Raw genomic sequence first — 1,141 nt, forward strand, 5'->3', positions numbered from 1 at the left:
ATCGACTTCAGCTTGGAGAAGGCATTCTCGATTGATGGTGTGGATGGCTCCTGCTCCCGGCGTCGCATTGCGCCATAGTTGGGATGTTGTCGTCCCGAGCAAAGGAGCCATCCATGTCAGAACTTGCCACAGTTGGCATCGACCTCGCAAAGAGTGTCTTCCAGATCCATGGTGTCGATGGGAACGGTCGGGTTCTCGTACGCCGTCAGCTTCGCCGCAGCCAGTTGCTGGTGTTTTTCCAGAAGCGTCCACGATGCCTGATCGGCATGGAGGCTTGCGCAGGTTCTCACGATTGGGGGCGCAGGCTTCTGGAGATGGGGCACGACGTCCGGCTGATGCCGCCCTCCTATGTGAAGCCTTACGTGAAGCGCGGGAAGACGGATGCTGCGGATGCGGCCGCCATCTGTGAAGCCGTGACACGCCCCTCCATGCGGTTTGTCGCCATCAAGAGCGAAGCCTGCTCGTCGGTTCTGGTTCTTCACCGCACGCGAGACTTTCTGGTTCGCCAGCGCACGCAGATCGGCAACGCGATCCGGGCCCACATGACGGAGTTCGGCGTCATCGCGGCGAAGGGCGCGCAGAACGTCAATCGACTGAAGGATCAACTGGATCAACTGCCGGAAGTAGCTCGAATGCCTGTGAGTTTGCTCTTCGATCAGTTGGCCGAGACGGACAAGCGGATCGAGCGGCTGACCGACGAGCTCGAAGAGACCTACGCGCAAAGCGAGACAAGCCAGCGTCTAGCCACAATCCCAGGTGTGGGGATGCTGTCGGCGACGATCATCGCGGCGACGACGCCGGATGTCGACAATTTCGGCAGCGCAAGGGACTATGCCGCCTGGCTCGGCCTCACTCCCAAGCCGCACTCCACCGGAGGCAAGCAGAGGGTGGGCCGGATCTCGAAGATGGGCAATCGTTATATCCGACGCTTGCTGTATCTGGGCGCCATGGCGCAGATCATGCTCAGATGCAGACTCAAGCGCGAGCCGAGCTCGGACTGGCTATCGGGCATGCTGATGCGAAAGAAGACGAAGATCGTCGCCGTCGCTTTGGCGCATCGCATGGCACGAACAATATTCGCCGTCCTGAGGGACGGATCGCGTTACGAGCCGCAGTCAGCCTGACAGGCTCTCGGAATGGT

General features: G+C 60.4%; 1 protein-coding gene. It reads left to right on the forward strand.

Translation table 11 applies throughout. From position 1 onward, the window contains the following. Nucleotides 1-113: 113 nt before the first annotated feature. Nucleotides 114-1,124: an IS110 family RNA-guided transposase gene (locus NKJ11_RS33670; protein ID WP_023832783.1), complete on the forward strand. Its 1,011-nt coding sequence runs from the start codon at nt 114-116 to the stop codon at nt 1,122-1,124. The last annotated feature ends 17 nt before the right edge of the window (nt 1,125-1,141 follow it).

The sequence above is a fragment of the Mesorhizobium sp. M0243 genome (genome assembly GCF_040321775.1).
In the GTDB taxonomy this organism is placed as follows: Bacteria; Pseudomonadota; Alphaproteobacteria; order Rhizobiales; family Rhizobiaceae; genus Mesorhizobium.